A 22961-nucleotide genomic window follows, 5' to 3' on the forward strand; every position below is an offset into this window, starting at 1 on the left:
TTAGTTAAAACTGAAGTGATTGATTGAGAAATTGATTGTGGGAGGTTTTTCTAATTTTATTGCTAATAATTAATTAGTTATTTACATTTTAAAATATACACCAAATGGCAAATCATAAGTCAGCTTTAAAAAGAATTAGAAGTAACGAAAAGAAAAGAGTATTAAATAGATACCAACACAAAACTACGCGTAATGCGATCAAAGCTTTGCGTTTGGCTACTGATAAAGCGGATGCTTCATCTAAATTATCTGCTGTAATCTCAATGATTGACAAGTTAGCTAAGAAAAATATCATTCATGATAATAAAGCTTCAAACTTGAAATCTAAGTTAACAAAACACGTTGCTAAATTGTAATAAATACAATTGAATAAAGTTAAAGCCTCCTTTAGGAGGCTTTTTTTATTCTATATTATTTTGATGTTAAGTAATGAATAGAAACAATTTTTTATCTCAAAATAAAGTGTACCTTTGCACCCATTAAAAATCACAGATGGAATCTATTAGAAACATTGCAATTATTGCCCACGTTGACCACGGTAAAACGACTTTGGTTGATAAAATTATGTATCACTGTCAATTATTTCGTGATAACGAAAACACAGGTGACTTAATCCTTGACAACAACGACCTAGAGCGTGAAAGAGGAATTACAATTACTTCAAAAAACGTTTCGGTTGTTTACAAAGGAACTAAGATCAATATTATTGATACTCCTGGTCACGCCGATTTTGGTGGTGAGGTAGAACGTGTATTGAATATGGCTGATGGAGTTTGTCTTTTAGTAGATGCTTTTGAAGGACCCATGCCACAAACACGTTTCGTATTGCAAAAAGCAATTGATTTAGGTTTAAAACCATGTGTTGTTATTAATAAAGTGGATAAAGAAAACTGTACTCCTGAAGAAGTTCATGAGAAAGTATTCGACTTGATGTTTGAATTAGGAGCTACAGAAGAACAATTGGATTTCCCAACTGTTTATGGTTCTGCTAAAAATAACTGGATGTCTGATGATTTCAGAAATCAAACAGAAAATATCGAACCATTGTTAGATATGGTAATCCAAAATGTGCCTGCTCCTAAGGTTTCTGAAGGGACACCACAAATGTTGATCACTTCATTAGACTTTTCATCTTTTACAGGACGTATCGCAATTGGTCGTTTAGAAAGAGGAGTTTTGAAAGAAGGTATGCCGATTTCTTTATGTAAAAGAGACGGTTCTATCTTAAAATCTAGAATTAAAGAATTACATACTTTTGAAGGTCTTGGACGTAAAAAAGTAGCTGAAGTTGTAGCAGGTGATATCTGTGCAATTATAGGTGTGGAAGGATTTGAAATTGGTGATACTATCGCCGATCATGAAAACCCAGAAGCGTTACAAACGATTGCAATTGATGAACCTACTATGAGTATGTTGTTTACCATTAACGACTCTCCATTTTTTGGAAAAGAAGGTAAATTTGTTACTTCTCGACACATTAGAGACCGTTTGACTAAAGAATTAGAGAAAAACTTAGCGATGAAGTTAGGTGAAACTGATTCTGCTGATAAATTCATGGTTTTTGGTCGTGGTGTATTACACTTGTCTGTTCTTATCGAAACGATGAGAAGAGAAGGGTATGAATTGCAAATTGGACAACCACAAGTTATCATCAAAGAAATTGATGGTAAAAAATGTGAGCCAATTGAAGAACTAACCATCGATTTACCAGAATCACTTTCAGGAAGAGCCGTTGAGTTTGTCACTTTACGTAAAGGAGAGATGTTGAGTATGGAAACCAAAGGGGAGCGTATGATTATCAAGTTTAATATTCCATCTCGTGGAATTATTGGATTGCGTAATCAATTGTTAACCGCTACGGCTGGTGAAGCCATTATGGCACACCGTTTTATTGGATATGAACCATTTAAAGGAGAAATTTCTGGACGTAACAAAGGATCTCTAATTTCAATGGAAAAAGGAAAAGCAATTCCGTATTCTATCGATAAATTACAAGATCGTGGAAAATTCTTTGTGGAGCCAAATGCTGAAATTTACGAAGGTCAGGTAATTGGAGAAAACTCTCGTGGAGATGATATGTGTGTGAATGTAACCAAAGAGAAAAAACAATCGAATGTTCGATCTTCAGGAAATGATGAAAAAGCGAGAATTATTCCGCCAATTATCTTTTCATTAGAGGAAGCATTGGAATACATTCAAAAAGATGAATATGTTGAGGTTACGCCAAAAAATATTCGTTTACGTAAAATTTATTTGACAGAAACAGATAGAAAAAGATTTAAAGTATAACTATTCTCTATCTAGATCATAAAGAAAACCACCAATTAATTGGTGGTTTTTTAATTTATAAAAGATTTTATTTATCGTTTTAAACTAAAATGCCCTTTAACTTCTCTACCATCCTCTAATTTTAATGTGAACCAATAATCATCTGCCGGTAAAGGTTCTCCATTTATTGTTCCATTCCAACCTTGGCTAGACGGCAATACTTGTTTTAGTAGTTTTCCATAACGATCAAAAATGTAAATTATTGACTTTGAACTGAAAAGATTGTTTACTCCTTTTATATTCCAATAGTCATTGTAACCATCTCCATTTGGCGTGAAAAACTTGGGTACCCCAATAACGGCAATTGATTTGGTTGTTGTACCACATCCATTTTTATCAAATACATAAATGTCGTGTACCCCGGCGGCCACGTTATCGAACAAATTTGAAGTTTGGAAAGGTCCTAAAGGTGCATCCATACTAAATTCATAATCTCCTTGTCCGGATACATTTATAGTAACTGAATTTATTTCTGATAGATCCACTATATCAATACTGTTTATTTTTGCTATATCTGAAGCAGTTACGTTGATACTTCTAGTTCTGAAACATCCAGCTGCAGTAGAAACTTTTACTAAATAATCTCCCTCTTTATTTACATTTAATGTATAATTATTCTCGTTAGAAATTACACTTCCATCTTTACTCCAGGTATAAATATAGCTTGTAGTAGGACTAGAATCAATAATAGCTGCATTAAGTTCGACAAAAAAAGAGGGTAAATTAGAACAAACTAATTGATTATCATGACCGTCTTCGTTTGTGTCGATAGCTGGTTTTGGATTTACTTTTAATTTTACATGTGGCCCTAATCCAAAGCAAGAATTATCAGCAATACTTTCTACCCTTACCCAAATATCTTGTTCATTAGGATAACCAATATTACGGTAGTTAGTTGTGTTTGTTATGGCATTTGTTTCTGATAATGCATCTGCCTCATTTCGGTAATATTGTATTGAATATTGATTGAATGGAGGTAGTAAAATAGTTTGAAGTGCCAATGTAGTACTGCTAAAATCAAATTGGGCTACTCCATCAATATCGGTACTTAAAGAACTTATATCATCGTCACAGGTTTCAAATTCTTTTTTAAAGCTAGCAGGGATTTGGGTGGAAGAAACTATAAGATTCATTTCGGAAACACTGAAGCAATTATTTGCATTTTCAACTCTCACCCAAATCACTCTTGAATTGGTTGAGTAAGTTGTTGGATTAGGAATTAAGGTAGTAGTATCTTTTGTGGCTGCCCCAGAAGGAGAGGTATAATAAGTAAATGTTTCTGTAGCAGAGTTCGTTGAAATGAAACTATTTTTTTCGGTTAAGTTAAAATCGGAAAATCCATCTGAATCTTCATCACATTGTTTTAATTCGATGACAGGGGTCAAAGTAGGTAAGGCGTATACTATTAAAGTAGCATAATTAGAAGTTAATCCACAACTATTTCCGATTTTAGACAATACCACTCTGTACTGGTAACCATTCATTGCATTGCTAACCCGTGAGATTTGCAAATTAGGAGTTGTGACTGCGGAATAGGTGGTGTTATTGGTCAGATTTGCCCAGTTGGCTCCATCTATAGAGTATTGCCATTGATAGGTATTTCCTCCATTATCAATGATGCTGATTGAGGTGTTCTGTAATTCACAAACAGGGACTGCATTTGGTTGAGTTATAATTGTTATAAGTGCAGCTGTGGCATAATTTGAGTTGGGAGTAGAATATGGGGCTCCATTTACTAATCCGTTTTGATTTACCGTAATTGGAGCAATTCCAAATTTTCCATCAGAATCGGCATCGCTAAATCCTGCTTCAATAACATCATTGCAATTGTCATTTTCGCGATCAATATCACGGTAATTTCGAATACCGTCAATATCTTGATCAGCTTCCGTTTCAATAATATCTTTTATTCCATCATTATCAGAGTCTAAATCTATATAGTCTGAAATTGTATCGCTATCAGTATCTTGAGGAATTGTACCTGTTCCAAAAACATCATAGAGTCCATCTTTGTTAACATCAGCAGTAGAATTAGCAACTAGTGTGTTTGGTTGTGATTCAATTAAGTCTGAAATACCATCATTATCAGAATCTTGATCTAAAAAATCAGGAATTGAATCTGCATCTGAATCTCTTGGGATACATAGTGCTTTTATAGAAAAACTGGCTTTGTTGTTAGTAGCATCAGATAAATTCTTATGTACAAAAGTAAGTGAATTAGTTAGATGAGATTGAAAACTAAAGGTTCCTGTTCCAGTGGCAAGCGGAGTAGTGCTATTTAATCGAAAACGGATTTCAAAAGACGAATATTCCGTTACACCGCTTTCATAAATTCCGTCATAATTAGTGTCGATTACTAATTGATTGGTTGGATTTAAAACCGTTATTGTTTTATCGCTATCCGACTTTACTACAAATTCTCCATCAGAATTTAGTAAATCAGTTGGATTAGCAAAGCTTGCATATTGTAATGATAACGAAATCGGATTGGCAAAAGTAATTTTATATTCTATCGAATTCCCTACCCCAATTGGGACTTCACTTATAAAATCGCCATTATTTTTTGGGACAATTGTTGCTGAATTTGTTAAAGGATAATTAGTTATACTACTAGAAAAGGAATTAGTATAGGTATTTTTTAGTATACTTGTTCCAGTTAGGTCTAGATCTAAATTCCCAAAAGACTCCTCGCAATTAGTTATTCCGTCATTATCAAAATCCAAATCAACATTATCAGGAACGGTATCCATATCCACATCAAATGAACAATTACTAACCGGAATTTTATCGGATAAATTACTTGTATTACAACTAGGAATACTTCTTTTAACTTGATAGTAACCAGGTGTTAGAGGTGTATATGTATTTCCTGTTTCACCATTTATATCTACTCCATTATTAAGCCATTGATAGGTGTAATCTACATCGGGTTCTGTTTTGAGTGTGATATTAGGAATACAACTGCCAGAAACAGATGTTGCATTAGCGATAGAAAGTTCGGGTTTGATATCAAATCCTGAATAATAACTTCCATACGTTGCAGCTGAATTGGTTCCGTAGTAGGAAACATAGACCTGTTTCGTCGATTTCACAGCTATATTGCCAGTAAGTCCAGAAACAGAATAATAAACAAAATCGGGTTTTCCATTAATTGGAATTGGAGTTGCAGTTGTTGGTATGTCATTAATTAGTACAGTTGCACCAGTTTCAGTTACAATGTTAACTACACCAACATAATTTCGGCTCCCAATTAAGTTTATTTCTGGAATATTATCTACAATTTTTGGAGTTGAGCAGTTTAAAGGTGGTACAAAAAATAAATTTTGGTTAGCATTGGATGTGGTCCCACCAATACTTTGGTATGCAAATACATTTTTTGAAGTTTTAATATACAGGTTGTTGTTTGTAAATTGACTGCCATCTAAAACATATTTTTCGCCAGCTTGAATTGTTGCTATTGCAGTAGTATTACCATTGACATAAATTTCGGTATTGTCTATATCAGCAATTAAGAGCACCCTTTCCAATACATCAGTACCTTTCCCTTTTATAAAGATGTAATCCGAACCAATTTTATCTGAGCCTACAATTTGATCAAAACCAATATCTCTACCCGGACTACTGCCTCCTGGAGAAGCATCAGCAGGGTCGTTAGTTCCTCCAAATGAGCCACTATTAACTACAATACTTTTGTTTGCTTCAATTAATGCCCCAATAAGATTACCTCCTATATTCCCATTAATTGCTAGAATATAACTTTCATTTTTATTAAGTAGTATTGGAGGGTCCGAAGCGTTGAATATTGTTCCGTTTGCTAGTAATGTTCCATTAGGGATATTGGATATTTTGACCTCTGTATTGTTTTCTATTGCTAGAATTGAAAAAAAGTTTAATAGACCAACAATATTGGAACTATTCAACATGGCTCCTACCCTAAATCGTTTACCCAAGCCACTAATTCCTTTTGCCACTAAACCACCTGCTTGATTAAATCCCCCAGAGTTAGTTCTAATATTAGCATAAATCAACCCTTCACTTTCTATAATAAAGCCTTTATTAATCACTTTTCCGGTGTTGGAACTTGATTCAAATAATTGGGAATTATCACCATTACCAATTGAATATCTGTAAGGGGTCGCTTTATTTACCGTTGCAGAAATAGTCGTGCCCCCAATAGGTATTATTTTAAATTTCACATCTTGTATACTTGGTGTTGAAATATATATATAATGATCTTGAGGCGCTACAGTGGGGTTGCTAGTTAAAGGCGGTATGTAATGAGTTTTACTAAACTGCCCCAAACAGCTTAATGAAAATAAGAGTATGAATACTAATGGAATTTTTTTCATTTGCTAAAAATAATAAAAATACCTTATCTTTTTAAACTAAAATGACCATTAACTATTTGATTTTCATTTAGGATTAAACGAAACCAGTAATCATCGGCAGGTAGGAGATACCCATTCAAAGTACCATTCCAGCCATTTGATAGCGAATTCAATTGTTTGAGCAATTTACCATAGCGGTCGTAAATGTATATAACTGCAGTTGGATAATTATCTAAGTCAGTGATTTTCCAAACATCATTAACACCATCTCCATTGGGTGTAAAAAAACTTGGGTAATCTAAAATGGTAAAGGGGTAGGTGGCATACGCACAAGTAGCTGCATTTCGGATGTAAGCAATATAATTTCCTTTAGGAACTCTTGTAAATAGTGCGCTATTTTGGTAGTGAATCCCATCAATAGAATATTCATAGTTGGCCGAAGTTGTAGGTGTAATTAATTCTATGGAATTATCACTTCCAGTAAACTCTTTAATGATAGGGGTAGGTAAACTATTTAAGTTTTGTGTACTTGCTATTGTTTTTAAAGTGATTGAAGCAGTTTCTGAACAATTTATTTTCGGATTGTATCCTTTAACATAAACAATTTGATCTCCCGAATTTGTTTTTTCAAAGGCTTTAGGATTAGTAATTTCAATAGTTAGAACACTATCTTCATAATATTTTGAAATAGTAGTGTCTGGGTTATTATTGGCTATTATTGTATTCAAAGATGTCAAATCAAAAAATGCAGATCCTGAACCATTATCGTCACATTTGGCAAGTTGTACATCTTTAAGGTTCATACCAATTGAATATTCAATTTTGATTTGTCCAACAAAATTACAGCCATTTGAATCGGTTACCTCTACTTTGTATGTTCCTGCTTGGTTTACAATTAGGGAAGAATTTGTTTCTCCAGGTATTTGGTTGGTAGCGCCATCTTTATACCATTTAAATGTGTTTCCCGAATTTGATATTTTCGTTTGAATCTCAAAAGTTTCTCCATTACATATGGAGGATTTATCAGCGACTAATCGGTCTTTGCCTAAATCAATTGTCGAAGTAAAACTTCCTGCTTCTATAAAAAGAGCAGAGAATTGTGCCCGACTTCTATCTTCTGCTATTACAAATTTGATTTGGTATCGATGTCCTATTTCTAATTTACTTTGGGCATTCAGCACTTTAGTTTGGCCAGCATAATTGATGGGGCTGGAATTCGTTAAATCAGTATTATATTGCCCAAAATAATTTTCATTTTTCGCATCACATTTTGATAAGGTTGGATCTGATGACGAAATTGCAGGATGAATGTTTTTGGAAGAAACTGCTGTGCCATCAGCCAAAGTAGCAATATTCACGTAATTGCTATTGGCAGTAATATCTTTAATTAAAATAGCCAATCCATCGGAGTAATTGCATGGGTAATCACGAATGTATTCATTGGAAGCAAAAAGGTAATTAAAACTCAAAAAGTTTGTGAGTGATTCAAACTCAAAAGTTAGAGTTGTTGCATTTAAGGAATTGATTCCAAGAATTGTATCCATATTAGCATCACCATTCCAACTAGCTACACTACCACTGAAACTAGGATTGTAAGGGCCTTTTGAATTGTCACTTTCCCAGGTGCTTAATACGATTCCGGCAGTAAAAGGGAAAGTACTTCCGTTTTTGCTAAATGTTGCGAAGCTCTTATTTATTGTAGCGCCGGTAGCCGTTGCAGGAAATACTTTTAAACATGAATTGTTGTTGGTTAGTATTTGAACCAATTCATCGGCTGTTTTTGTAGCATCGATGCTAATTGATTGTGCTGTAATCGCAAAAGGGAAACAACAAATGAATAGCGCAAAAAGTATGTTTTTTATCCAACTCATAACTAAACAAATATACTATAAAACTCTTTTTGAAGTTAGTAACGGAAAAGGAAACCTAAAATTATTTTCCTCTATATTTTTAATTAAATTTGTTGGAAATACTATCCCAATGAGTGAAGAAACCTTAATGATTTTCAAAAAGCCGTCGTATCCAATAAATGCTGCCTTGTTGGATTACTTAGAACGATTTGATCGAATTTCTAAATTCCCAATTGCTTACGATGATTTACTGCGTTTTTCTGGGTCTATCAATGTCTACGACAAGGAAGATAAAGATACTTTATGGGTTCGAGTGTATTATAATGAATTCGAACGCGAAGAAATTGATTTGACCTTAAAAAAAATCTATTCATTACTGCATTCTGATGGTAATTTGGAGATTATTAAATTTTTGAATGTCGACTCGATTGACTACTGTACTTTTGGCAATTCAAAACCGTTCCGAATTAAAGTTAGAAACGTACTTAATGACAACTATACTCATTTTTATGTAAAGAAAGCCGACGCTTCTAGGGTGTATGGTCTAGAATTAGAGCATATTTTATCGCCTGATAAAATCAACTTTCTAGTGCATCAAGATACTTTGATTGAGGAGCATATTATGGGTATTGCAGGGGATGTTTTTATCAATAATCATCTTAAGAATTGTACTGAAACAGAAAAATCTCAGATCGCCAAAGAGTTTGTGAAGTTTAATGAACGTTCAATGATTCGGTTATTAGGTGATATGCGAGCATATAATTATGTGGTGATTCCAATTCACGATTTTGATCAAGTAGTGTATCGTATTCGCGCTATTGACTTTGATCAACAATGTTATGAAGGTAATTTTAAAGTATACCGACCTCAGTTTTTTAAAGAAAACTATCCGATGGTGAAATTGGTAAAAGACAAATTACAAGAAAGTTCAATTAATCAATATAAAAATGAAGAACGTTCTGTTTTGGCTAAACGAATTCACTCGGCAGAAAATAGAATTAAACGTTTACTAAAAATTATGGGTGAAGATACATTGTCAACACCGGATCATTTGGAACAGTTAAAATTAGAATTGTACCGGTATACCAACGATTTGAATTTCAAGAAAGCCAAAACAATGGGAAATATTATGAATGCTTCGTTTCAGTATATTACCCGAAATTTCAAAAATGTAAATCCATTTAAATCATAAAGCATAAAAAAATCCCCGATGAATATTCACCGGGGATTTTTTTAGTTTTTCTCTTCTTTATTGAAGTAGACTAAGTAATAATACATTTGCTTTTCTTCGTCCCAACCTTTTTCTACAAATTTCTCAGCACTTTCAGGGTTGATGAAATCCATTTTAATTTGGATATGTGTATCTAAATTGATTACATTTTTAATGGACTTTCTGGCGTCTGAAACGGCACCGTTGGCAATAGGAAAAGTGGTAATATCTTCAATGCTGTATTTGTCTCCCTTGTCTACTTTGTAGTTTTTAAATTCCGGAATCAAATCGGGATTATCCAATACTTCGTTCAAGAAATTAGTTTCCTCAAACTGGTCGTTTTTGGCAAAATAATTCACTGAACGATTCATGAACATGACTTCTTCTTTTTTGTCTTCGGCAGGAAAAACCACATCTTTGGCAAAGCCTTGACAAAATTTCAAATACTTTTTAGTAATGTAATTTTCATCTTCAAAAGCATCTACCGCTAAGAAATGTTCTAACCAATAACGCGCATCGTAACGGTTGCTATCTACAGTTAGGATTTTGTATCCTTCTTCTTTTTTATAATTGAAAATCAAACAACCTTTGTCCAATTTATTCAAACTTACTCCATGTTGCAATATCATTTCAAGATGAGTGTCTTTCTCTTCAAATTGCAAAAAATCAGCTTGAATTTCGCTTTTGAAAATTCCAATCGCATCTACTACATTATTGTCAATCGCCAGATTGGTTAAATAGGTAACATATACTTCGCCATTTTTGATATGCGGGTGATTGGATTGTTCATATAAATGTTTGGTGATTTGCTTTGAAACCTCGTGAACAGTTGACGGATTGTCAAATATCTGGGAAGCGAATTTGTACATTTCATTGTAATCCAAATCTACTTCGTGCGCAAACTGAAAATAGTTTTCTTCTTTTTCTCGGAAAGGTTTGAAGAAAAATTCTTTGATCAAAGGAACAATTTCATCGTTTAAATTGAAAGGTTGCTCAGATAAAAAGATAGCTTCGTTACGGCTTTTATTTCCCACACGGTGAATAGAAAGTGAATCTATGTGGGTATTGAATAAGTTGATCATTGTATTTTAATGTTTTAGAGTGTATCAGTGTAATAGTCTATAAGGTTGTGGGTTTTAAACGTATAAACCATTTGCCATTTCCCCCTTTTTTTAATTCCAATTTTCTTCGTAGCCAAAATCTTCAAAGCTGTCGTCACCTTCAAACATGTCTAGATCGTCTTCGTCTAAATCATCTTCAAATTCGCCATAAATATCATCATGCATATCGGCTTCAAAGTTTTTTTCAATCGCTTCGTCTGGCATTTCACCATGAGAGAAAAGAGTTTCAGGATACAAAGCGCCAGCTTGTGGTTCTTCAACCGCAGCCAATTCCACCAAGAAAGTCCACATATTGATAAAATCATATACGTATATAATTTTAGTGTTTTCTTTATCCAATAAATCAGACAATTTATAATCGCTCATGATGGTTTGTTCACCAGGAACATCGCCTGCGTCAAACATTGGAATTTCATCTTCCTGATTCCAAGTATCATCGCATGTATAAAATGAAGCTACTTCCATTCCGTCAAAACCAAATGAATTGAAGATAGCGTTGTGTAAATCTTCTAAAGTGTCCTCTGCAAGGATAGCAATATCTCTGAAAATATCTTCTTCTGCATCTAGAATTACTCTGAATTTATAAACCATAATCGTTATTTTTATAGAAAGTTCAAAGGTAAATTATTAATTAGGACACGAGCAAAATAAATCTAATTTATTTTGAGAATTGCCAAATTTCTATTGAGTAAGTTTGTTCTTTCTACAATTCATCCTGATTTTTTGACAATTCGGTTTTTCTTATTTTTATACTCGGATTCTTTAAAGCACTTTTGTCTTGTTAAAAAATTAAAGAAACCATATGATCCGAATAGTCATTTTTATAACCTTAAGTTTGATTGCTGTTTTTAAACAACTTATTACATTAATCTAAAAAGTATGATTGATAAATTAATTAAAGAATTTCCAAGGGCACTCGTAATTTCAACTTTTGTTTTTATCATCCTGCTTTTATTAAAAATAGTTACTGGTGTAGCAATTCAAATCAATAGTAGTTTGGTTGTGTTTTATTTGTATACTACTTTGTATAGCTTTAGTTTGTATTATGCCAATGCTTTCTTATTTATAATCTTAGATGAGCAATTTGTCCACAATCGTTTTTCTGCTCAACGTATTGGTTTTGGATTGCTGTTTTCGTTTCTAATGTCATCTGTAATCATATTTTTACTTCGAATCTTTGAAGATGTATTAATTGAAGGTGAAAGTTGGAGCAGTTTTATACGTCATGAAAATGGATTTGATTATTTGATTTCAATTGCGATGACGTTTTTTGTTACATTGGTCTTTCATGTATTTTATTTCTACAAATCATTTCAAGAGAATAAAGTCCAAGAGCAAAAAATAATTGCGACTACAGCCAATGCACAATTTGAAAGTTTAAAAAATCAAATTGATCCGCATTTCCTGTTTAATAGTTTAAACGTCTTAAGTTCTTTGATTGAAGAAAATCCTGAAAATGCACAAAAATTCACAACGTCATTATCCAAAATATACCGTTATGTTTTGGAACAAAAAGACAAAGAATTAATTGCAGTTTCTGAAGAATTGGCTTTTGCCAAAATCTACATGCAATTATTAGAAATGCGATTTGAGAATAGCATTTCGTATGAATTGCCCGAAAATTATAGCGAAGATGCAAAAGTGATTCCTTTGTCATTGCAACTGGTTTTGGAAAACTGCATTAAGCACAATATAGTCAGTAGTTCAAAACCTCTTCATATAACTATAAGTATCGAAGAAAATCAATTGGTGGTGGCCAATAATTGGCAAAAGAAAGAAGTTTTGTCAAATGGAAAGGGAGTTGGCTTGCAAAACATTGTGAATCGTTATGCTTTGTTAACCGAGCGAAAAGTCAAAATCACCAATGATGAAAATTCATTTAAAGTTTATTTACCTATATTAACCAAACAACTCACTAAGATGAAAACAACTAATTTTACTCAAGAAGATATGGCGTATGCACGCGCCAAAAAAAGAGTCGAACAATTAAAAGGATTTTACGGAAATCTTACTTCGTATTGTATCGTTATTCCAACTTTAGCAATAATAAATTATTTCACTTTTTGGGGATTTCAATGGTTTTGGTTCCCAATGTTGGGTTGGGGATTGGGCTTGTCTTTTCATGCCTTTGGTATTTTTGGTTATGGAAAATCCTGGGAAGAAAGAAAGATTCAAGAGATTTTAAACAAGGATAAAAACAATAATTGGGAATAATTTTTAAATAAGTCAACAACATGGAAAATTTAAATTCAGATCAAATCCGTTACGAGGAAGCGGTTAAAAAAGTAAAAAAATTAAAAGGGTTTTACACCCATGCGATTGTATATCTCGTGATCAATATTATGTTTGTTATTGTAAACGTTCAAAATTTGGAACCGGGAGAAAGTTATTTTCAATTCAAGAACTTTATAACTACCTTTTTCTGGGGAATAGGTTTGTTGGCTCATGCCATGGGTACATTCATTCCCTATTTTATCCTAGGAAAAGATTGGGAAGAACGCAAAATCAACCAATTAATGGAACAAGAACGCAAGGAAAATAAGTGGGAATAATCTAGTATTGAATTTTTTTAAAATGAAGATAATCATCATCGAAGACGAAAAACCGGCGGCTCGTTTGCTACAACGCAAAATCGAAAAGTTGGGTTATGGTATCACCACTTTATTGCATTCGGTGGAGGAATCGTTGGAATGGTTTCAAAACAACGATCATCCCGATTTGATTTTTTTGGATATCCAATTGTCGGATGGATTGTCGTTTGAAATATTCGAAAAAATCGATATCAAAAGTGCGGTAATTTTTACGACTGCCTATGATGAATATGCATTGCGTGCTTTTAAATTGAACAGTATTGATTATTTACTAAAGCCCATAGATGAAGAGGAATTGGCCACAGCAATTTCAAAATTTGCGAATCAATTCCAAGTGAATAGTGTTTCAAATTTAGATTTTGATGCCATTAAACGAATGTTGGTCAATCCCATTTCAAAAGAATACAGAAAACGATTTTCAGTTAAAATTGGCCAACAAATAAAAGTAATTGATGTAGCGGAAATTGAATGTTTGTACAGTGAAAACAAAGGCACTTATATTCATACCTTAGACAATCGCGATTATTTGATAGACAGTAGTCTGGAAGTAGTAGAAGCTGAAATGGATCCTAAAGATTTTTTCCGAATCAGTAGAAAATACATTGTCCCTTTGCAAGCTGTAAAAGAGATTCATGTACATTCTAATTCCAGATTAAAAATTAGTTTACCAACTTATAAAGCAGATGAGGTAATTGTTGCTAGAGAACGTGTTTCGGACTTTAAAGAATGGTTGGGTTAATTATTTGAAATAGGTTTTACGAATACCAATCAAAATCAAAATTAAAGCCGAATAGATTATAAAAAACGGAACAATCCACTCAATTTGTCCTAAAGGCAAAAGTACTGCAATTATTAATAACTGAAAACCTAAACCATACAAAGATACCAACGTCATGAACCAGTTGGGTAAGGTTTTTACTCGGTAGGCATCGCTGTCCATAGCGTGAATAATTTTGTCAAAACCTCCGTAAACCACCGTATAAATTTTAAATAAAATATCAACTGATTTTTGGGATTCTCCAGGTAATGCTCTTGGTGTTTTGTATTCGAAAACTTTGCTAGTAGTATCTCCTCCAACCGATTTATTTCTCAATATGACATAATAGTAATTGTATAAAGTACCTTGCAATTGAATACAAAAAAACGCTATTAAAGTAAGCCAGAAAGGGGTTTGAGAGATATAGCAGATCGTCATTAAGAACAGAAAATTCAAAATGATATCAAACACACTATCTAAATACCGTCCCGAATAAGAAGGCGTATTTTTTAAACGAGCCAACTCACCATCTGCAGCATCAATTCCTGATTTAAGTACAATAAAAAAACCAGCCCAATTGTAATGGTTATAGCCGATACAATACATAGCTAGTAATCCTGCAATTCCAAATAAAAGGGTGACATGAATAGGAGTAAAGCGCGTATTTTTTAAGCTACTGGCAAGTAATTTTCCAAAAGGTCTTCCATAATCGGATAAATCTAAAAATTTATCTTGAGCGGCTAGTTTGGACATGTATTAGGGTTAAAATGATAGTGTGACACTATAGTCGAGTAATTAATGGGTTATTTTTTTTGAGTTTTCCAATACTAAATAGAATTGCAATCCGAAAATCAGCGTCGCCATTACGATATGAATAGTTTGTGAACCTAAGGGAAAATTAAAATAGTACATTGCTATGCCCGACAGAATTTCTACACCAAGTAAAGCGACAACCCAATTTATTTTTGTGAATCCGAGATTCAATTTTCGGTTTCTCCAAAACAAAAAGATATTGGCACAAACCACTAAAATGGAAAAACTTCGATGGGTATAAAAACCTCCTTTGGGGTTTTGCAACCAAATTTCTTTAGGCAATCCTGCTTCTACAATGCTATCTACTGATTCTCGAACTTGAGTACCAAATAAGATTTGCACTAGGGTAAAACCTAATGCAGCAAACAAAATCCATTTGAATTCATTATCAAGTATCCTAGCTTTTTTCTTTTCCTGAACAGCATAAATCACATATAATTGTACCGCGACAATAAGTAAAGCGGCTAGCATATGAGTTGTGATTTTATATGGATTCAAAACCGAATCTACCACGGTTTTGCCTAACCACGCTTGGAATCCCATTAAGAAACAAATGAATAGATTCAAGAAAACGAATTGCTTCTTTTCTTTCCAAAAACTAAAAGAGAACACTAAGGCAATTAGACAGGCAATCCCGGCTAAGGCACCCACTAATCGATTGAGGTATTCTACCCAAGTGTGGAATGGATTGAAAATAGCGTAATCGTGTTTGGTGTATTTTTCCCAATGTGTCCTTTCAAAATTCGCGGGAGCTACAAAATGGTCTTTGGCTACTAAAAGCGTTTCGTCTTTAATAATTACTTGCCCTTTGGAATATTCTTTTCCAGTGGTGTATAACAATTCTTTTTCTTCTGTTGGCGGAATGTAGTAGCCAAAACATTTTGGCCAATCAGGACAACCCATGCCAGAGCCCGTCATTCTAACTAATGCACCAGCTACGATCACCAAATAAACTAAAATTAAGGCTGTTTTTGCGGAAGGAAGAAACCATTTTTTCATAATTAATGTACTTTTTGTAATCCTAATTTCTCAGCTCTTTTCAATACAAAGTCATAGGCGGCTTGGTATTCGTTAGGAATTTCTCCTTCTAAAATAGCTTCTTTAACAGCTTCTTTCAGCACTCCAATTTCACGAGACGGTTGTAAATTGAAAATCGCCATAATTTCTTCACCAGAAATGGGCGGTTGAAAATTACGAACATGATCACGCGCTTCAACTTCAATTATTTTTTTCCTAACAATGTCAAAGTTATTATGGTATTTTTTGAATTTTGTTGGGTTTTTAGTGGTAATATCAGCTTCGCAAAGCGTCATTAAATTATCGACATCTTCGCCTGCATCAAAAACTAATCTTCGCACTGCCGAATCAGTTACTATATCCTCAGCTAACACAATGGGTCTCGAACTCATCATGACCATCTTTTGAACAAATTTCATTTTTTGGTTCAATGGCATGTGCAAACGCTCAAAGATTTTCTTAACCATTTTTCCTCCTAAAAATTCATGACCATGGAAAGTCCATCCTTGTTTTTTATTGAAACGTTTGGTTGGTGCTTTCCCAATGTCATGCAATAATGCTGACCATCGTAACCATACATCATCGGTATTGGGACAAATATTATCGACTACCTCTAAGGTATGGTAAAAGTTGTTTTTGTGTGTATGACCTTCAATTTCTTCTACTTGATTCAAAGCGGTTAATTCAGGTAAAATAATATCCAAAAGTCCTGTTTTGTATAACAATAAAAAACCAATAGACGGTTTTTCGGTAGCAAGGATTTTGTTTAATTCATCTACAATTCGTTCGCCAGATATGATGGTGATACGCTCTGCATTTTTAGTAATTGAAGCTATAGAATTGGCTTCGATTTCAAAACCCAATTGAGTAGCAAAACGAATAGCACGCATCATTCGTAATGGATCATCTGAATAGGTGATATCTGGATCTAAAGGTGTTTTGATGGTTTTGGTTTCCAAATCCAAAACCCCATTAAATGGATCGACTAAATCGCCAAAATGGTTTGGATTTAGAGATAATGCCAAGGCATTTATCGTAAAATCACGGCGGTTTTGATCGTCTTCTAAAGTGCCGTTTTCAACTACTGGATTCCTACTTTCGAAATGATAGGATTCTTTTCGTGCCCCAACAAATTCAATTTCGGTATCTTCGAAACGAAGCATGGCTGTGCCGTAGTTTTTAAATACTTGTACTTTTGGTTTTTTTGGAAGTAATTCAGATACTTTCAAAGCCAATTCAATGCCGCTTCCAACGGCAACAATATCGATATCTTTTTTAGATTTTCTTCCCAAAAGTAAATCCCTAACAAATCCACCAATAACGTAGCTTTCTACATTAAGTTCAACTGAAGCTTTGGATATCACTTCAAAAATGGTATTCTGTAAGGCTGATTTGTAGTTCATGTATTAATTTGAAAATATTCAAATCGCACTAATTACTTTCTAATCACTTTTACTTGAGCGTCACTCGTAAGCTTTATGATTGTTGATGGCTTTCCTGCAATTTTTTCGTGATGCAAATTTACAACATAGTCTACACCTTTTATAATTTCGGGACTAATTTCTTTAAATGATTTGGGAGTGGGTTGCCCCGATAGATTGGCTGAAGTAGAAACCAAGGGTTTTTTCATGCGCTCCATTAATTTAAAACAAAAGGGTTCTTTTACTAATCGTATCCCTAAAGTTTTATCAGGTGCAATTAAATTAGGCGCCACATTTCTTGGGTTATCAAGCACTAAAGTGGTTGGGTTTTCAGATAAATCTAAAATTTGCCAAGCCACTTCAGGAATATCTTTGAACACATTGTACATCATTTTTTCGCCATTCATAAGGCAAATCATACTTTGTGTTTCGGCTCTTTTTTTGAGTTGGTAAATTTTTGCTACCGCTTCAGGATTAGTAGCATCACAACCAATTCCCCAAACGGTATCAGTTGGGTATAAGATAATCCCTCCATCTTTGATTATTTCAAAGGCTTTAATAACTTCTTGATTGATATCCATTTTTAGTTTATTTTAGTTGATAAGATATCATGATACCTCCTCTGTATGGGAGCCACTCGCCACTTTTATTATATTTTACAGCTCCTTCATAACGCTGGTTGGTGCCAATGATGTATCCTTTGTAAAAACCTTGATGTGAACCTCCACCTAAAAAGCAATCCAAGTGAATTTTGTCATTAATTTTTGCTTTGTACCCAATGGTTGCTCCCATTACATAACCCAATCCTTCCTCGTATTTGTTGGTATTTATATAATTCCATTTTTGAAAATTAAAAAGTGTAGCTCCAATATGTGCACCCACATAAAAGCCATTATTTTTTTCTTTAAAATGATAGCGGTATTCTGGAATGAACAAATAAAATTGTCTTGGATTACCTTTAATTGATTTCCAAAAAGAAGCCGTTACATCAAACTGGAATGTCGATTTTTTGCCGATACTGGTTTCAATACCCACATTTGGAATAGTCAATAGAGTCGTAAATGCATTTACCTTAATAAATGTTTGACTTTGAGACAAGGTGCAGAAAAATAAGAATAATAGAATCTGAATTTTTTTCATTAATTAGTGATTGAGTTGGTATTGGTGATTTTTTTTCTGCTTAACCTCTTGCGAAACCAAAATATGACGTTGTTATTACAATTCAGTACCTTTTGTATTAGCAAAGATTTCGATTTGATTTTGTTGTTTATAAAATGGACCGGAAGGTACTTTACCTTCAACTGATTATGTTCTACATAAACATTTAATAAACGTTCTGACATAAATCCTAAAACTCTTTCTTGGTATGGATTAGTTGAAATTTTTATTTGCTTTTCAACATTTTCTAAAATTGAAAATAACCAAGTACAATAGTCATCGGTTACCTCTTTACTAGCTACAAACATGTTGAAGGGAGAAAAGGAATTGCTTTCAAATAGTATTTTTTGAAATGAAGCTTCATATTCAGGATAAAGGGCTACTACGGTTTTTTCTAATACATCAAAATCTTCCGGTAAATGTGATAACGAATAGTGACTGTATAATGATCGTGTTTTGACTATTTTTTTTGGTAAAATGATATCAAAGCCATTTAAACTATTTTCTTGGTAACAATAATTTTGAAAATATTTAGAAAAGTACGCTTCATTTATATCACTTATTTCATTGGCAATTTTTGTCTCTGAAAAATCAAAAAATCTTCGGTAATGGCAAAGTCCCAGTGTAGTTACTTTATTTAGATTTTTCCATGCCCAATACAATGCCGTTAGTTCACAATAATTTTTGTTTTTAGAGCTGATGTTTGTTTCTGTATTGTCTGCTTGATAAGGTAAATCTAATGTGCTGATTTCTTTTCCAACATGTATTGGTAGAAAAGATTTTTCAGGAATATAATTGAATTCTTTGTGCGTGCAAATTAGAATTTTAGTACTCATAATTATTAAGAATTATAAAGAATCTTTACTTTTTTTCAAGGCAGATCCAATTATTTGATGCATGTCATAGTATTTGTATTCGGCTAATCTACCACCAAAAATGACATTGGTATCCTTTTCTGATAATTTTTTGTATTGACTATAAATAGCGTTATTTTTCTCATCATTGACAGGATAATAAGATTCTTTACCTAAACTCCATTCGTCAGGATATTCATAAGTAATTACTGTTTTCTTTTGGGTGCCAAATTCAAAATGTTTGTGTTCTATGATCCGTGTGTAAGGTATTTCACTTTCAGTATAGTTAATCACGGCGTTGCCTTGAAAATTAGATTGATCCAAAGTTTTTGTATCAAATTTCAAACTGCGATATTCCAAGCTTCCAAATTGGTTGTTGTAAAACTCATCAATTTTTCCTGTGAATACAATTTTATCAGCTAACTTTGAGAGTTCTTCGCGTTGCGCAAAAAAATCAACTTCTAGTTTGACTTCAATTCCAGTTAATAATCCATCAATTAACTTATTATAACCGCCAATAGGAATACCTTGGTATTTGTCATTGAAATAATTGTTGTCATAAGTAAATCGAACAGGTAATCGTTTGATGATAAAGGCAGGCAATTCTGTCGCTTTTCTACCCCATTGTTTTTCTGTATACCCTTTGATTAATTTTTCATAAATGTCGGTTCCAACTAAAGAAATGGCTTGTTCTTCTAAATTTATCGGGTCTTTTATCCCCGAAGCTTTTACCTGTTCTTCAATTTTATTTTTCGCTTCTTCTGGAGTTTTTACCCCCCATAGTTGGTAAAACGTATTCATGTTGAACGGCAGGTTGTACGCTTCATTTTTATAGAAAGCTACAGGTGAATTGGTATACCGATTAAATTCAACAAATTGGTTGACATAATCCCAAATTTCTTTATCGTTGGTATGAAAAATATGAGCGCCGTATTTGTGTACATTGATGTCTTCGATTTGTTCACAATACACATTTCCACCTGGATGGTTTCTTTTGTCAATGACCAAGCATTTCTTTCCTTTTTTCTTCGCTTCGTGGGCAAAAACTGCCCCAAAGAGTCCAGAACCTACTATTAGATAATCATATTGAGACATAGTTGATGTGTTTAAGGAATTTGTAATTTATTTTGTGAGATAATCCGTTGCTCTTGGACTTGTCCAAGTTATTTTTCGTGCTGCATTGCCATAATACAAAAGTATGTTCTTGAAAATAAACACATTTACTTTTAATTTGGGTACAAAAAAGAAAATCAACCCAATACCAGCGAGCAGTGTTTTTTCAATTAAATTGGTTGCTACCAATAGAAATTGAATACCCCAATTTTGCATTCCTACGGTATGCTCATTAAAATAAACATGTTGAGAAATTAACACTTCTGTTTTAGTTAATGCTTTTGTTTTTACATTGATTCTCGAGGCTCCGCCGTGTTTGTGTAAGATGGATACATTTCTTGTAAGCGCTATTTTTCCACCCAATTGGTTTACCTTTTTGCAAAGATCAACATCTTCAAAGTACAACCAATATTTTTCGGTCCAACCCTTTACTTTTTCATACCAAGTTCGACTCATAAATATGACCGCACCAGTGGCCCAATCTGGTAAAATAATTGATTGTTTTGAATCATAATGCTTTTGTATGCGTTGTTTATGAATCAATTTAGAGAAGGCTCTAAAGGGGCCAAACAAGTAAGAAAGACTTGGAAAAAACCGAATTTCATTGTATTTTTTGTTCGATTCATTGATTTGAGTACAACATACAATTCCGAAGTCAGGATGTGTAGTAGCAGTCTGCCAAAGTTCAAATATGGCGGCTTCAGTGATAATCGTATCTGGATTCAAAAAGAAGAAATAATTTCCTTTAGCAATCGATGCTCCCAAATTACATCCGTTTGCAAAGCCATTATTTCCTGAATTTTCTATAAAAGTAATGGAAGGAAAGAGTGTTTTAAATTCCTCAATCCTTCCATCATTGGATTGATTGTCTACCACAATTGTTTCCATTGTAAATCGGTTACTATTTATAGAAACGATAGACTGAAGACATTCTTTAAGGTCGTTCCAGCTTTTGTAGTTTACAATGACAATTGAAATATCAACCATTAATTTATTTTGTATTATACTGCTACGTCGTATTCTCTCAACGCATTATTCAATGACGTTTTTAAGTCGGTAGACGGTTTACGAGTTCCAATAATTAAAGCGCAAGGTACTTGGTATTCTCCTGCCGCGAATTTTTTTGTGTAACTTCCAGGAATTACTACCGAACGAGCAGGAACAAATCCTTTCATCTCAATAGGTTCCGCTCCAGTCACATCAATAATTTTTGTTGAAGCAGTTAAACATACATTGGCACCCAGCACCGCTTCTTTACCAACATGCACTCCTTCCACCACAATACAACGTGAACCAATAAAAGCACCGTCTTCAATGATAACTGGCGCCGCTTGTAATGGTTCTAAAACACCACCAATTCCAACACCACCACTCAAGTGAACGTCTTTTCCAATTTGAGCACAACTACCAACAGTTGCCCAAGTATCTACCATAGTTCCTTCATCGACATAGGCCCCAATATTCACATAACTTGGCATCATGATCACACCACTTGAAATATAAGAACCATAACGAGCTGAAGCTCCTGGTACAACACGTACCCCTTTTTCAGCATAGTTTCTTTTCAATTCCATTTTGTCATGGTATTCAAAAATACCAGCTTCCCAAGTTTCCATTTTTTGAATAGGGAAGTACATTACAACGGCTTTTTTTACCCATTCGTTAACTTGCCATCCATCTCCTTTTGGTTCTGCAACTCGTAATTTTCCAGCGTCTAATAATTCGATAACTTCTCTGATAGCAGTGGTTGTAGCAGTTTCTTGTAAAAGAGCTCTATTTTCCCAAGCTTGTTCTATTGTTGTTTGTAATGAATTCATTATGTAGTTTGTGTTAATTTTTGACAAAGATAGTTTTTTTGTGCGATTGACAAAAGTCTAATCCAATGATAAACCCACGATAATGAGCCAATTTATTCCGAATTCAATTGGGGATTTATTATGAAATTTAAGTAGATTTACCCTTTTAAAAATAAGGAATAAAGTAATGGCCAGAATACTCGCTATAGATTACGGACAAAAACGCACAGGAATTGCTGTGACTGATGAATTACAAATTATCGCCTCAGGTTTAACTACTATTCCATCAGCAACGGCTATTGATTTTTTGAAAGCGTATTTCCAAAAAGAAAAAGTAGAAGCTGTTCTTATTGGCGAACCCAAGCAAATGAATGGCCTACCTTCTGAAAGTGCTTCTATAATCAAAGGATTTGTAACTCATTTTACCAATCATTTTCCAGAAATGAAGGTCATTAGAGTAGACGAGAGGTTCACTTCAAAAATGGCATTTCAGTCAATGATTGACAGTGGATTGAGCAAAAAGAAACGTCAAGATAAAAGTTTGATTGACGAAATTTCGGCTACCATCATGTTACAAGATTATTTGATTAGAAAAATGTTCTAA

General features: G+C 33.6%; 20 protein-coding genes. 7 read left to right on the top strand and 13 right to left on the bottom strand.

Features of this window, described 5'->3' with window-relative positions:
- The first annotated feature begins 104 nt into the window (after nucleotides 1-104).
- Nucleotides 105-356 (top strand): 30S ribosomal protein S20, encoded by a 252-nt coding sequence (gene rpsT / locus LPC21_RS06375; protein WP_229316328.1) that lies wholly within the window; start codon nucleotides 105-107, stop codon nucleotides 354-356.
- A 136-nt stretch (nucleotides 357-492) separates the two neighbouring features.
- Nucleotides 493-2289 (top strand): translational GTPase TypA, encoded by a 1797-nt coding sequence (gene typA, locus LPC21_RS06380; RefSeq protein WP_229316329.1) that lies wholly within the window; start codon nucleotides 493-495, stop codon nucleotides 2287-2289.
- Between the two features lie 71 nt (nucleotides 2290-2360).
- Here typA and LPC21_RS06385 read toward each other — a convergent pair whose 3' ends face one another.
- Together LPC21_RS06385 and LPC21_RS06390 are read right to left on the bottom strand one after the other, a co-directional pair.
- Entirely contained in the window at nucleotides 2361-6677 is a 4317-nt protein-coding gene (locus LPC21_RS06385; protein WP_229316330.1) for a T9SS type B sorting domain-containing protein, read from the bottom strand.
- A gap of 23 nt (nucleotides 6678-6700) precedes the next feature.
- Nucleotides 6701-8527 carry a T9SS type B sorting domain-containing protein gene (locus tag LPC21_RS06390; RefSeq protein WP_229316331.1) on the bottom strand — a complete coding sequence of 609 codons (1827 nt, stop codon included), beginning with the start codon at nucleotides 8525-8527 and terminating at the stop codon, nucleotides 6701-6703.
- Between the two features lie 109 nt (nucleotides 8528-8636).
- Here LPC21_RS06390 and LPC21_RS06395 point away from each other — a divergent pair, with 109 nt between their 5' ends.
- Nucleotides 8637-9698, top strand: coding sequence for a hypothetical protein (locus LPC21_RS06395; protein ID WP_229316332.1), 1062 nt, complete (start codon nucleotides 8637-8639; stop codon nucleotides 9696-9698).
- 41 nt (nucleotides 9699-9739) lie between these two features.
- Here the strand turns inward: LPC21_RS06395 and LPC21_RS06400 are convergent, their stop codons facing one another.
- Nucleotides 9740-10798, bottom strand: a complete 1059-nt coding sequence (locus LPC21_RS06400) for a nucleoid-associated protein (protein WP_229316333.1) — start codon at nucleotides 10796-10798, stop codon at nucleotides 9740-9742.
- A 90-nt stretch (nucleotides 10799-10888) separates the two neighbouring features.
- On the bottom strand, nucleotides 10889-11428 hold the full coding sequence (locus LPC21_RS06405; protein WP_229316334.1) for a plasmid pRiA4b ORF-3 family protein: 540 nt from the start codon (nucleotides 11426-11428) through the stop codon (nucleotides 10889-10891).
- A 288-nt stretch (nucleotides 11429-11716) separates the two neighbouring features.
- On the opposite strand from LPC21_RS06405, the gene LPC21_RS06410 reads away from it, so the two are divergent.
- From LPC21_RS06410 to LPC21_RS06420, 3 genes are read left to right on the top strand one after another with little or no spacing between them, the layout of a single operon-like run.
- Nucleotides 11717-13051: a 2TM domain-containing protein gene (locus tag LPC21_RS06410; RefSeq protein WP_229316335.1), complete on the top strand. Its 1335-nt coding sequence runs from the start codon at nucleotides 11717-11719 to the stop codon at nucleotides 13049-13051.
- Between the two features lie 20 nt (nucleotides 13052-13071).
- Entirely contained in the window at nucleotides 13072-13389 is a 318-nt protein-coding gene (locus LPC21_RS06415) for a 2TM domain-containing protein (protein WP_229316336.1), read from the top strand.
- A 22-nt stretch (nucleotides 13390-13411) separates the two neighbouring features.
- On the top strand, nucleotides 13412-14167 hold the full coding sequence (locus LPC21_RS06420; protein WP_229316337.1) for a LytR/AlgR family response regulator transcription factor: 756 nt from the start codon (nucleotides 13412-13414) through the stop codon (nucleotides 14165-14167).
- On the opposite strand, the gene LPC21_RS06425 is transcribed toward LPC21_RS06420, so the two are convergent.
- The 9 genes from LPC21_RS06425 to LPC21_RS06465 are packed head-to-tail and all read right to left on the bottom strand — an operon-like array spanning nucleotide 14168 to nucleotide 22378.
- Nucleotides 14168-14938 (bottom strand): CDP-alcohol phosphatidyltransferase family protein, encoded by a 771-nt coding sequence (locus LPC21_RS06425; RefSeq protein WP_229316338.1) that lies wholly within the window; start codon nucleotides 14936-14938, stop codon nucleotides 14168-14170.
- Nucleotides 14939-14980: 42 nt separating this feature from the next.
- The gene (locus LPC21_RS06430; RefSeq protein ID WP_229316339.1) at nucleotides 14981-15997 is read right to left on the bottom strand and encodes a COX15/CtaA family protein; all 1017 of its coding nucleotides are present in this window, start codon (nucleotides 15995-15997) and stop codon (nucleotides 14981-14983) included.
- Between the two features lie 2 nt (nucleotides 15998-15999).
- Nucleotides 16000-17418, bottom strand: a complete 1419-nt coding sequence (locus LPC21_RS06435) for a CCA tRNA nucleotidyltransferase (protein ID WP_229316340.1) — start codon at nucleotides 17416-17418, stop codon at nucleotides 16000-16002.
- Nucleotides 17419-17450: 32 nt separating this feature from the next.
- Nucleotides 17451-18017 carry an L-threonylcarbamoyladenylate synthase gene (locus LPC21_RS06440; RefSeq protein ID WP_229316341.1) on the bottom strand — a complete coding sequence of 189 codons (567 nt, stop codon included), beginning with the start codon at nucleotides 18015-18017 and terminating at the stop codon, nucleotides 17451-17453.
- A 7-nt stretch (nucleotides 18018-18024) separates the two neighbouring features.
- Nucleotides 18025-18576, bottom strand: a complete 552-nt coding sequence (locus tag LPC21_RS06445) for a DUF3575 domain-containing protein (protein WP_229316342.1) — start codon at nucleotides 18574-18576, stop codon at nucleotides 18025-18027.
- Nucleotides 18576-19430, bottom strand: coding sequence for a DUF4422 domain-containing protein (locus tag LPC21_RS06450; RefSeq protein WP_229316343.1), 855 nt, complete (start codon nucleotides 19428-19430; stop codon nucleotides 18576-18578). Before LPC21_RS06450 ends, LPC21_RS06445 begins: the two co-directional genes overlap by 1 nt.
- A 12-nt stretch (nucleotides 19431-19442) precedes the next feature.
- Nucleotides 19443-20543, bottom strand: a complete 1101-nt coding sequence (glf, locus tag LPC21_RS06455) for a UDP-galactopyranose mutase (protein ID WP_229316344.1) — start codon at nucleotides 20541-20543, stop codon at nucleotides 19443-19445.
- Nucleotides 20544-20570: 27 nt separating this feature from the next.
- Nucleotides 20571-21548 (bottom strand): glycosyltransferase family 2 protein, encoded by a 978-nt coding sequence (locus LPC21_RS06460; protein ID WP_229316345.1) that lies wholly within the window; start codon nucleotides 21546-21548, stop codon nucleotides 20571-20573.
- Between the two features lie 14 nt (nucleotides 21549-21562).
- A complete protein-coding gene (locus LPC21_RS06465) occupies nucleotides 21563-22378 on the bottom strand; it encodes a 2,3,4,5-tetrahydropyridine-2,6-dicarboxylate N-succinyltransferase (RefSeq protein ID WP_229316346.1) in 816 nt (271 codons plus the stop codon).
- 166 nt (nucleotides 22379-22544) lie between these two features.
- Between LPC21_RS06465 and ruvX the strand changes: the two genes are divergently transcribed.
- Nucleotides 22545-22961 (top strand): Holliday junction resolvase RuvX, encoded by a 417-nt coding sequence (gene ruvX, locus LPC21_RS06470; RefSeq protein WP_229316347.1) that lies wholly within the window; start codon nucleotides 22545-22547, stop codon nucleotides 22959-22961.

It is taken from the genome of Flavobacterium ammoniigenes (assembly GCF_020886055.1).
Classification (GTDB): Bacteria; Bacteroidota; Bacteroidia; order Flavobacteriales; family Flavobacteriaceae; genus Flavobacterium; species Flavobacterium ammoniigenes.

Bases quoted from the DNA above. Each gene is read 5' to 3' on its own strand.
- LPC21_RS06405 (WP_229316334.1), bottom strand. From the start codon at position 11,428: ATGGTTTATAAATTCAGAGTAATTCTAGATGCAGAAGAAGATATTTTC.
- typA (WP_229316329.1), top strand. From the start codon at position 493: ATGGAATCTATTAGAAACATTGCAATTATTGCCCACGTTGACCACGGT.
- LPC21_RS06425 (WP_229316338.1), bottom strand. From the start codon at position 14,938: ATGTCCAAACTAGCCGCTCAAGATAAATTTTTAGATTTATCCGATTAT.
- LPC21_RS06450 (WP_229316343.1), bottom strand. From the start codon at position 19,430: ATGAGTACTAAAATTCTAATTTGCACGCACAAAGAATTCAATTATATT.
- LPC21_RS06460 (WP_229316345.1), bottom strand. From the start codon at position 21,548: ATGGTTGATATTTCAATTGTCATTGTAAACTACAAAAGCTGGAACGAC.
- LPC21_RS06410 (WP_229316335.1), top strand. From the start codon at position 11,717: ATGATTGATAAATTAATTAAAGAATTTCCAAGGGCACTCGTAATTTCA.
- LPC21_RS06385 (WP_229316330.1), bottom strand. From the start codon at position 6,677: ATGAAAAAAATTCCATTAGTATTCATACTCTTATTTTCATTAAGCTGT.
- rpsT (WP_229316328.1), top strand. From the start codon at position 105: ATGGCAAATCATAAGTCAGCTTTAAAAAGAATTAGAAGTAACGAAAAG.
- LPC21_RS06465 (WP_229316346.1), bottom strand. From the start codon at position 22,378: ATGAATTCATTACAAACAACAATAGAACAAGCTTGGGAAAATAGAGCT.
- LPC21_RS06400 (WP_229316333.1), bottom strand. From the start codon at position 10,798: ATGATCAACTTATTCAATACCCACATAGATTCACTTTCTATTCACCGT.
- glf (WP_229316344.1), bottom strand. From the start codon at position 20,543: ATGTCTCAATATGATTATCTAATAGTAGGTTCTGGACTCTTTGGGGCA.
- LPC21_RS06445 (WP_229316342.1), bottom strand. From the start codon at position 18,576: ATGAAAAAAATTCAGATTCTATTATTCTTATTTTTCTGCACCTTGTCT.
- LPC21_RS06420 (WP_229316337.1), top strand. From the start codon at position 13,412: ATGAAGATAATCATCATCGAAGACGAAAAACCGGCGGCTCGTTTGCTA.
- ruvX (WP_229316347.1), top strand. From the start codon at position 22,545: ATGGCCAGAATACTCGCTATAGATTACGGACAAAAACGCACAGGAATT.
- LPC21_RS06430 (WP_229316339.1), bottom strand. From the start codon at position 15,997: ATGAAAAAATGGTTTCTTCCTTCCGCAAAAACAGCCTTAATTTTAGTT.
- LPC21_RS06440 (WP_229316341.1), bottom strand. From the start codon at position 18,017: ATGGATATCAATCAAGAAGTTATTAAAGCCTTTGAAATAATCAAAGAT.
- LPC21_RS06395 (WP_229316332.1), top strand. From the start codon at position 8,637: ATGAGTGAAGAAACCTTAATGATTTTCAAAAAGCCGTCGTATCCAATA.
- LPC21_RS06390 (WP_229316331.1), bottom strand. From the start codon at position 8,527: ATGAGTTGGATAAAAAACATACTTTTTGCGCTATTCATTTGTTGTTTC.
- LPC21_RS06415 (WP_229316336.1), top strand. From the start codon at position 13,072: ATGGAAAATTTAAATTCAGATCAAATCCGTTACGAGGAAGCGGTTAAA.
- LPC21_RS06435 (WP_229316340.1), bottom strand. From the start codon at position 17,418: ATGAACTACAAATCAGCCTTACAGAATACCATTTTTGAAGTGATATCC.